Origin of the sequence: Protofrankia sp. Cj3 (assembly GCF_917627355.1) — a bacterium.
In the GTDB taxonomy this organism is placed as follows: Bacteria; Actinomycetota; Actinomycetes; order Frankiales; family Frankiaceae; genus Protofrankia.
In genome coordinates, this window is the sequence record NZ_CAKJTR010000110.1 from 5439 (window position 1) to 13492 (window position 8054).

The 8054-nt window shown below is 71.7% G+C and carries 7 protein-coding genes; 3 read left to right on the top strand and 4 right to left on the bottom strand.

Annotated features, from left to right (window positions below; all coding sequences use genetic code 11):
* Positions 1 to 5: 5 nt before the first annotated feature.
* A complete protein-coding gene (locus MJ783_RS15220; RefSeq protein WP_239311099.1) occupies positions 6 to 1148 on the bottom strand; it encodes an Mrp/NBP35 family ATP-binding protein in 1143 nt (380 codons plus the stop codon).
* Between the two features lie 200 nt (positions 1149 to 1348).
* Here MJ783_RS15220 and MJ783_RS15225 point away from each other — a divergent pair, with 200 nt between their 5' ends.
* Entirely contained in the window at positions 1349 to 1858 is a 510-nt protein-coding gene (locus MJ783_RS15225; protein ID WP_239311100.1) for a MarR family winged helix-turn-helix transcriptional regulator, read from the top strand.
* On the opposite strand, the gene MJ783_RS15230 is transcribed toward MJ783_RS15225, so the two are convergent.
* The gene (locus MJ783_RS15230) at positions 1846 to 2751 is read right to left on the bottom strand and encodes a PHP domain-containing protein (RefSeq protein ID WP_239311101.1); all 906 of its coding nucleotides are present in this window, start codon (positions 2749 to 2751) and stop codon (positions 1846 to 1848) included. The genes MJ783_RS15225 and MJ783_RS15230 overlap by 13 nt on opposite strands.
* A gap of 245 nt (positions 2752 to 2996) precedes the next feature.
* Between MJ783_RS15230 and MJ783_RS15235 the strand changes: the two genes are divergently transcribed.
* Positions 2997 to 4619 carry an alkaline phosphatase gene (locus MJ783_RS15235; RefSeq protein WP_370651641.1) on the top strand — a complete coding sequence of 541 codons (1623 nt, stop codon included), beginning with the start codon at positions 2997 to 2999 and terminating at the stop codon, positions 4617 to 4619.
* An 18-nt stretch (positions 4620 to 4637) separates the two neighbouring features.
* Here the strand turns inward: MJ783_RS15235 and MJ783_RS15240 are convergent, their stop codons facing one another.
* Both MJ783_RS15240 and MJ783_RS15245 read right to left on the bottom strand, forming a co-directional pair.
* A complete protein-coding gene (locus MJ783_RS15240) occupies positions 4638 to 5594 on the bottom strand; it encodes a diacylglycerol kinase family protein (protein WP_239311102.1) in 957 nt (318 codons plus the stop codon).
* Positions 5595 to 5723: 129 nt separating this feature from the next.
* Positions 5724 to 6344, bottom strand: a complete 621-nt coding sequence (locus MJ783_RS15245; protein ID WP_239311103.1) for a DUF6758 family protein — start codon at positions 6342 to 6344, stop codon at positions 5724 to 5726.
* Positions 6345 to 6600: 256 nt separating this feature from the next.
* Between MJ783_RS15245 and MJ783_RS15250 the strand changes: the two genes are divergently transcribed.
* Entirely contained in the window at positions 6601 to 8043 is a 1443-nt protein-coding gene (locus MJ783_RS15250) for an aldehyde dehydrogenase family protein (protein WP_239311104.1), read from the top strand.
* Positions 8044 to 8054 lie beyond the last annotated feature (11 nt).

Genomic DNA, 8054 nt, shown 5'->3' on the forward strand with positions numbered 1-8054 from the left:
CCAGCTCAGCTCCGGCGGGTCGGGGTGAGGCCCAGGGATCGACCGGCCAGCCCGCGTGAGCGCGATGACAGGCGCTCGGCCACTTCCCGCAGGATCTTCGAGGCTTCACAGTCCGGATCCGCGGTCACCAGCGGGACGCCGGAGTCGCCGCCTTCGCGCAGCCGGACGTCGATGGGCAGCTGCGCCAACAGCGGCACGTCGTGCCCGAGCACCCGGGTCAGGCGTTCGGCTACCGCCGCGCCGCCACCGGAGCCGAAGACGTCCACCCGGCCGGCACAGTGCGGGCAGGGCAACCAGGCCATGTTCTCCACCACGCCGACGACGTTCTGCCGGGTCTGGACGGCGACCGTGCCGGCCCGTTCGGCGACCTCGGTGGCGGCGAGCTGCGGGGTGGTCACGACGAGGAGCTCGGAGGACGGCACCAGCTGCGCCAACGAGATCGCGATGTCGCCGGTGCCCGGTGGCAGGTCGAGCAGCAGGACGTCGAGATCCCCCCAGAACACGTCCGAGAGGAACTGTTCCAGCGCACGGTGTAGCATTGGTCCGCGCCAGGTGACCGGTTCGTTGCCCCGGGTGAACATGCCGGTGGAGATCACCTTCACGCCGTGCGCCTGTGGCGGCATGATCATTTTTTCGACCTGGGTGGGGAGGCGGTCGACTCCGAGCATCCGGGGGATCGAATGCCCGTAGATGTCGGCGTCCAGCACGCCGACCGAGAGCCCGGAGCGAGCCATCGAGGCGGCCAGGTTGACCGTCACCGACGACTTGCCGACGCCGCCCTTCCCGCTGGCCACGCCGTAGACTCTGGTCAGCGAGCCAGGCTGCGCGAACGGGATCGACCGGGTCGCCGTCCCCCCTCGTAGCTTCGTGTGCAGGGCGGCGCGCTGCTCGGCGCTCATGACCTCGAGGCGGACCCGCACGGACCGCACGCCCGGTACCGCGGTGACCGCACGCTCGACCCGGCTGGTGATCTCCTCGCGCATCGGGCAACCGGAGACGGTCAGGAGCACCACGACATCCACGGTGTCGTCGGTGACGCGAACTGATTCGATCATGTCCAGTTCGGTGATGGGACGCCCGATCTCAGGGTCGAGCACTGTCGCGAGAGCTGCCTGGATCGCGTCCGCGCCAGGCCGGGAAGCAGACAAGAGAAAACCTCGACCGGTCGGTGTGGTGCGTGCGGCTCACGCCGCCACGCCTGCGCCTCCACCATAGCCGCCCGTCCCGGTCGAACGCGCCCGGTGCGGCCAGATCTTGATCATTTCCGCCGGCTGGCCGAAATGTCGATCGTCTGACATCCTCAGCGGGCTCCCTCGCGGCCCTGTACGGGCGACGTAATCTGATCCACGTGACGGTCGACGAGCGGACAGCGGAGCAGGAATCGCCGATTGACCCGCGATCACTGCGGGCATGGCGCCAGTTCCTGCGGGCTCATTCGTACGTCATCCGGCAGCTGGAGACCGATCTCGAATCCGAGCACCATCTGCCCTTGGCCTCCTTTGACGTGCTGGTCCAGCTGTCCGAAGTACCAGATGGCGCCCTGCGCATGAACGAGCTGGCGGAGGCGGTCCTGCTGTCCCGCAGCGGCCTGACACGGCTGGTCGACCGGCTGGAACGCGACGGCCTGGTCGAACGGCGGTCCTGCCCGTCCGACGCCCGGGGGACGTTCGCGACCCTCACACCTGAAGGCCGCAAGCGGTTGCGGGCGGCCTCCCAGACCCACCTCGCCGGTGTCTCGAAGCACGTCACCAGCCACTTCAACCCGGACGAGCTGGACGTGCTCGCCGATCTGCTGAGCCGCCTCGATCCCCGGGCCGCCACGCCGCCGCCCGGCGGCGGGTGCGGTCAGGGCGCCTGACCGCACCCGGGCGGTGCCGAGGCTGGTCCGGTCAACGGCCGCGCCCCGTGCGCGCCGGCGATGAGCGCCTCGTACGCCTGCTCGCTTGTTGTCTCCGCACCGAGGGGCTGGGGCTTGCTCGGCCCGTGGAAGTCGCTGGCGCCGGTGACGATCAGGCCGAGGTCGGTGGCGAGCCGGCGGAGCTGGCTCCGCTCCCGCGGCCGGTGATCGGGATGGTCCACCTCGAGGCCGTGCAGGCCCGCCCTTGCCATGGCCGCGATCACCGCTGGGCCGATGGTCGCACCGCGCCTGCTCGCGTACGGGTGGGCCAGTACGCTGACCCCGCCCGCGTCGCGGACCAGCCGGAGCGCCTCCATGGCGTCGGGCTCATCCCGGCCCGCCCAGTACCGGCCACCGGGGCCGATCCAGGCAGGGGTGAACGCGGCCTCGATGGAGCCCACGAGCCCAGCCTCGACGAGGGCCTCAGCTATGTGCGGGCGTCCGATCACACCGTCGGCTCGGGCGGACACCTGTTCCCAGCACACGGGATGGCCGTCGGCAGCCAGTTTCTCCACTATCCGGCGGGCGCGGGTGACCCGGCCGGCGCGTAGCCGGGCGCGGACGGCGGCGAACACCGGTTCGGTGGCGTCGAACAGGTAGGCGAGCAGGTGCAGGCTTACCCAGCGGTGCTGGTCGGCCCGTATCCCGCAGGAGATCTCCGCGCCCGGGAGCAGGGTCAGCCCGGCAGGCAGCACGGCGGCGGCCTCGGCCAGGCCCGACGTGGTGTCGTGGTCGGTGAGGGCGACCACGGCCAGGCCGGCCGCGGCCGCGAGGCTGACGACTTCGGCGGGGCGGCACAGCCCGTCCGACGCCGTCGAGTGCGTATGAAGATCGATTAATTCGGTCGTGGTCACTGGGCACCCGCCTGGAGCCGCTCGCCGTAGCCGGCTCGATCACGCACCGCGCACCCCGGCTCTCGCAAGACACCTCCGCTTTCCCGGCCCCATCCGGAGCGGCTGTCCAGCACGGTGGCTGCCCAGCACGATAGCCGCGTCCCCGTTGCCGCCGCTTTCATTCACATTCGTGGCGCGCGGTCTTCCGGCCGGGGGCATGAGCCGGCTAACGTCCTGGTGCTGTGAGGAATTCCAGCGGGCCAGCGGTGGCGACCCGGCGCGGCTTTCTCGCGGGCGGGGCTGTGCTGCTGACCGCGGTGGGCTGTTCCGGCGGCGGGTCCGGCGGCGCTGCCACCGCGCGCCCGAGCCTGCGGCCCGCGACCGCGATACCCGGCGTCGGGGACGGCGTGTTCGCTCTCGGGGTCGCCAGCGGGGACCCGCTGCCCGACAGTGTGATCATTTGGACGAGGCTGGCGCCGGCGACCGGCGTCGCGAGCCTGCCCGCGCGTGACATCCCAGTGGACTGGCAGCTCGCCACCGACGACCGGTTCACCGATGTCGTGGCGGTGGGGACGCAGACCGCCACCCCGGGGTCGGCGCACTCGGTGCACGTCGACGTCCGTGGCCTGCAGCCGGCCCGGGTGTACTTCTACCGGTTCCGTGCCGGGACAGTGATCAGCCCGGTCGGCCGGACCCGTACCGCGCCGGCCGCCGGTGCCGGCACGTCCACGCTGAGTTTCGCGCTGGCCAGCTGCCAGGACTTCCAGAACGGCTACTGGCCGGCGTATGGCGCGATCGCCGCCGACGACCTCGATCTCGTCGTCCACGTCGGTGACTACATCTATGAGTACGACCCGAAGAGCAGGTTCCCAGACCGTCGCCACACCACCCCGGCCAGGCCTGGGCTCGACCAGCTCCAGACTCTCGACGACTACCGGGCGCGTTACGCCCAGTACAAGGCTGATCCGCAGCTGCAGGCCGCGCACGCGGCCGCGGCATGGGTGGTCACCTGGGACGACCACGAAACCGAGAACAACTACGCCGGCCTCACCGACGAGTCGGGCGACACCGGTGACAGGCACCAGGACCCGGCGGCCTTCGCGCGCCAGCGGGCCGCCGCCTACCAGGCCTACCACGAGCACATGCCGATCCGGGCCAGCTATCAGCCCGGATCGCCCGACCTGCGGCTCTACCGCCGGTTCGCCTTCGGCGATCTACTCACCCTCAACGTGATGGACACCCGCCAGTACCGGACGCCGCAGCCCGGCCGCAGCCCGAACGACATCGGCCCGGCCGCTCTGGGGGAGCACAACACGACCGGGACCATGGCCGGCGCTGAGCAGGAGAAATGGCTGATCGACGGGTTGGCCGCGTCGCGTGCCCGGTGGAACGTGATCGCTCAGCAGACGATGATGGCCCAGCTGCACGCCCAGCTCACCCCGGGCAGCGGCGAGGTGTTCGCGAACCTCGACCAAAACGACGGCTACGTGCCCTACCGGACCCGGCTGCTGTCGGCGGTGCGGGACACCGGGGTGGCCAACCCGGTGGTGCTGTCGGGGGACATCCACTGCGCCTGGGTGAACGACCTGCGGGTCGACTTCGACCGCCCAGAGACACCGGTCGTCGGCACCGAGTTCGTCGCCACGTCCATCAGCTCGGGGTTCTTCCTGCCCAGCGAGGAGTTCGTCCGGGCGAACAACCGGCTGCTCAACCCGCACGTGCGGTACTTCCGCGGGGATCGGCGCGGGTACACCCGCATCCGGGTCTCCCCCCGGCAGTGCGCCGCCGACATGCGCGTTGCCGAGAGCATCGACCGCCGGGACGCCCCGGTCAGCACCGACGCCACCTGGGTGGTTGAGGCCGGGCGACCCGGTGCCCAGCAGGCCTGACGGCGATCACGACGGCGATCACGACGGCGTTCGGGGCGGTTGTCCCGCGTACCGTCCGGCGGGAGCGAGGTAACGCAGCGCACCGGGACGTACAACGATTTCCGCGGGCAGCTGCGCGACCGGGTCGCCGTCGGCGTAGAGCTGGAACGGGCGGTCGGCGTCCACCCGGACCCGCGTCGCCTGCCGCGTCTGGACGTGCGGGGAGTCCACGTGCCGGCCGGAGAACACCTTCGGGAAGGTGGCGAGGAAAGCGGCCTTGCCGCACCGCGACAGCAGCACGACGTCGAGCAGGCCGTCGTCGGGTTTCGCTAGGGGCGCGAGGTGCATGCCGCCGCCGTAGTAGGCCGAGTTCGCCACCGCCACCGTCCAGCCGGTGACCTCGCGCGCCGCGCCGCCGTCGATCTCCACGGTGAACCGGGCGGGCCGCCAGGTGGCTGCCGCGCGTAACGCGCCGTAGGCGTAGACCTGCTGGCCCCGGATGAACCGGGCGCGATTGGCGATCACCTGGACGTCCGAGTCGAAACCGACGCTGGCGATGCCGAGGTAGGCACGGCCGTTGGCCTCGGCCAGGTCGATCCGCCGTTCGGTGCCGCTGGCCAGGGCGGTGGCGGCGATCACCGGTTGCCTGGCCGCGCCCATCCCGCGCAGGAAGTCGTTGCCGCGCCCGCCAGGCAGCACCGCGAGCAGTCCGCCGAGGCGCGCCACCGTCTCGGCGACCCGGCCGGCAAGACCGTCCCCGCCGAGCGCGACCGCGACCCGCCCGTCCGCCACCGCGTCCTCGGCCAACTCCGCGGCGTGGTCGATGTCCCTGGTCAGTTCGGTCCGCACGTCGCGGGCCCAGCGTTTCAGCGCCGCGGCGACGTCCGGCAGCACACGGGCGCCGCGTCCACCGCCAGCGTGCGGGTTGACGATGAGCAGCAGCCGGCGGCAGTCCACCTCGACCGCTGCCGGAACGGTTTCCAGAGGCTGTGCCATGGCTGTCCGGCCCTTCTCGCATCCGCCGCGGCCCTGCTACGTCCACCGGTACTGCTCGGGTCCGTGCTGGTGGCGAGAGCCGAGCTTACGAGACATCTCGGATGCGCCCGCGCCGCCTCGGCGTGCCGCTCACAGATGAGTGCTGTCGGCACCGAACGGCAGGCATGAGGTGATCATCTGGGCGTTCCGCAGGTCCTGGACGACGAGATGCTCCAGCAGCAGCGTTGCGGCATCCGCCGGCCAGAGCACCACCCACAGCCATACCCCGCAGGCCTCACCCACGAAGGCGGCCCGGTCGGGCGGGCAGACGACCGGCCACAGCGCGGTCGGGTGCCCAGCGGCCTCGATCTTCTCCTCGGGCCTGTCGCCGATGCGCTCGGGATCGGTACCTGGCAGCCCGGCAAGCCGGGCGCCGAGGCCGATCCCCGGCTCCTCGGCGATGATCACAAGTTCCGCCGGCCCGCCGAGCGGGGAGGGGCCGCCCGCGGCAAACGCGGTCGCCCGCGGTCCGGTGCGGTCGTCACCAGCCCAGGAGACGCCGCTGGCGAACCAGTGGACCGGCATCGGCCAGGGGACCCATATCGGCGCCTTGGCAGCGTGCGCGAGGAAGAGCAGCACCTGCTCCCGGGAGGACACCGCCACTCGGTAGGGGCTGACATCCCCATGTTCGTCACAGCGCCACTGGCTGTTCCACAGGTCGGGCGGATGCACCGTCCGCAGGCAGCGGGGACACGCAGGCGGGCTCGTCACCGGGCCGCTCCCCGGTGATGCGCGCCGCTGCCTGACAGTTCCACCGATCCGATGACTTCCCTCCGGTCATGTGCGGCAAACCTGCTCCGGGCAGACCTCACGAGCCGTGGCAAGACGGGCATCAGGGAGTTTCCCCCCGGGCGTGCCGGTGTCCGTCGGGGTATGCCGGGGTATGCCGGGGCCGGACCTTCAGGACTGTCGCGCGTGGCGTCACCCGTGTCAGGCTCTTGTGCACGAAAGTGGAGCAGTGGCTTCCATGAGCAAGGCCGAGCCGTTCTGGGTGGCGGGCCGGCCGGTAACGGGTTCGGCGACCTTTCAGGTCCGTCACCCGTGGGACGATCGTCTGATCGCCACGGTCGCGCGGCCGGATCCGGCGCAGGTGGACGCGGCCGTGGCCGCCGCCAGCGCGGCCATGCCGGCCATGTCGGCCATGTCGGCCCACGGCCGGGCCGCGGCCCTCGCCCACGTCGCGGGCCGGATCGCCGAACGCGGTGAGGAGCTGGCCGCGCTCATCACCGCCGAGAGCGGCAAGCCGCTGACCTGGGCCCGGGTCGAGGTCGCGCGGGCATCCTCGACGTTTCGCTGGGGCGCGGAGGAAGCCCGGCGCTGGTCGGGGCAGCTCCAACGGCTCGACACCGACCCGGCGGGGGCGGGCCGGGCCGCGGTGGTCCGGCGTTTTCCTCGTGGCCCGGTGCTGGGGATCACGCCGTTCAACTTCCCGCTGAACCTGGTCGCGCACAAGGTCGCACCCGCGTTGGCGGTCGGCGCGCCCATCATCGTCAAGCCCGCGCCGAAGACGCCGTTGTCGTCCCTGCTGCTGGGCGAGCTGCTCGCCGAGACAGACCTGCCCGAAGGCGCGTGGTCGGTGCTGACCGTGTCGAACGAGGCTATGCCCGAACTGGTCGCGGACGCCCGGCTACCGGTCGTGTCCTTCACCGGCTCGGCCCCCGTGGGCTGGTCGATCAGGGACGCGGTGCCGCGCAAGCACGTCGTCCTCGAGCTGGGCGGTAACGCGGCGGTGCTGGTGGCGGCGGACTGGTCCGCCGCCACGGACCTGCGCTGGGCGGCCGGGCGGATCGCGACGTTCTCGAACTACCAGGCCGGCCAGTCCTGCATAGCCGTGCAGCGGGTGTACGCGGAGCGCGACGTGTACGAGGAGCTGTTGGCCGAGGTGAGCGTCGCGGTTGCCCGGCTGCGCACCGGCGACCCGGGCAACGAGGCGACCGAGGTGGGGCCTTTGATCGACCTGGCCGCGGCCGAACGGGTCGAGCGATGGATCAACGAGGCCGTCGAGGCGGGTGCGACGGTGGTCGTCGGCGGCGAGCGGGACGGCACCACGGTCGCGCCGGCTGTGCTGCGGGGTGTTCCGCCGGACGCCCGCCTGGCGCGGGAGGAGGTGTTCGGACCGGTCCTCGTCATCGAACCGGTCGACGGGCTGGACGAAGGCCTGGCCCGGATCAACGACAGCCCGTACGGCCTGCAGGCGGGGGTGTTCACCCGGGACGTGCGGGTGGCCTTCCGCGCGCACCGGGAGCTCGACGTCGGCGGTGTGATCATCGGGGATGTTCCCTCCTACCGGGCCGACCAGATGCCCTACGGCGGTACCAAGGGGTCGGGGACGGGCCGGGAGGGCGTGCGGGCGGCCATGGAGGATCTCACCGTCGAGCGTGTGATGGTCCTGACCGGCATCGATCTGTAGGCCGGCATCGA

Excerpts from the sequence above, each read along its gene's own strand:
- MJ783_RS15240 (WP_239311102.1), bottom strand. The coding sequence starts at position 5,594 with ATGGCACAGCCTCTGGAAACCGTTCCGGCAGCGGTCGAGGTGGACTGC.
- MJ783_RS15250 (WP_239311104.1), top strand. The coding sequence starts at position 6,601 with ATGAGCAAGGCCGAGCCGTTCTGGGTGGCGGGCCGGCCGGTAACGGGT.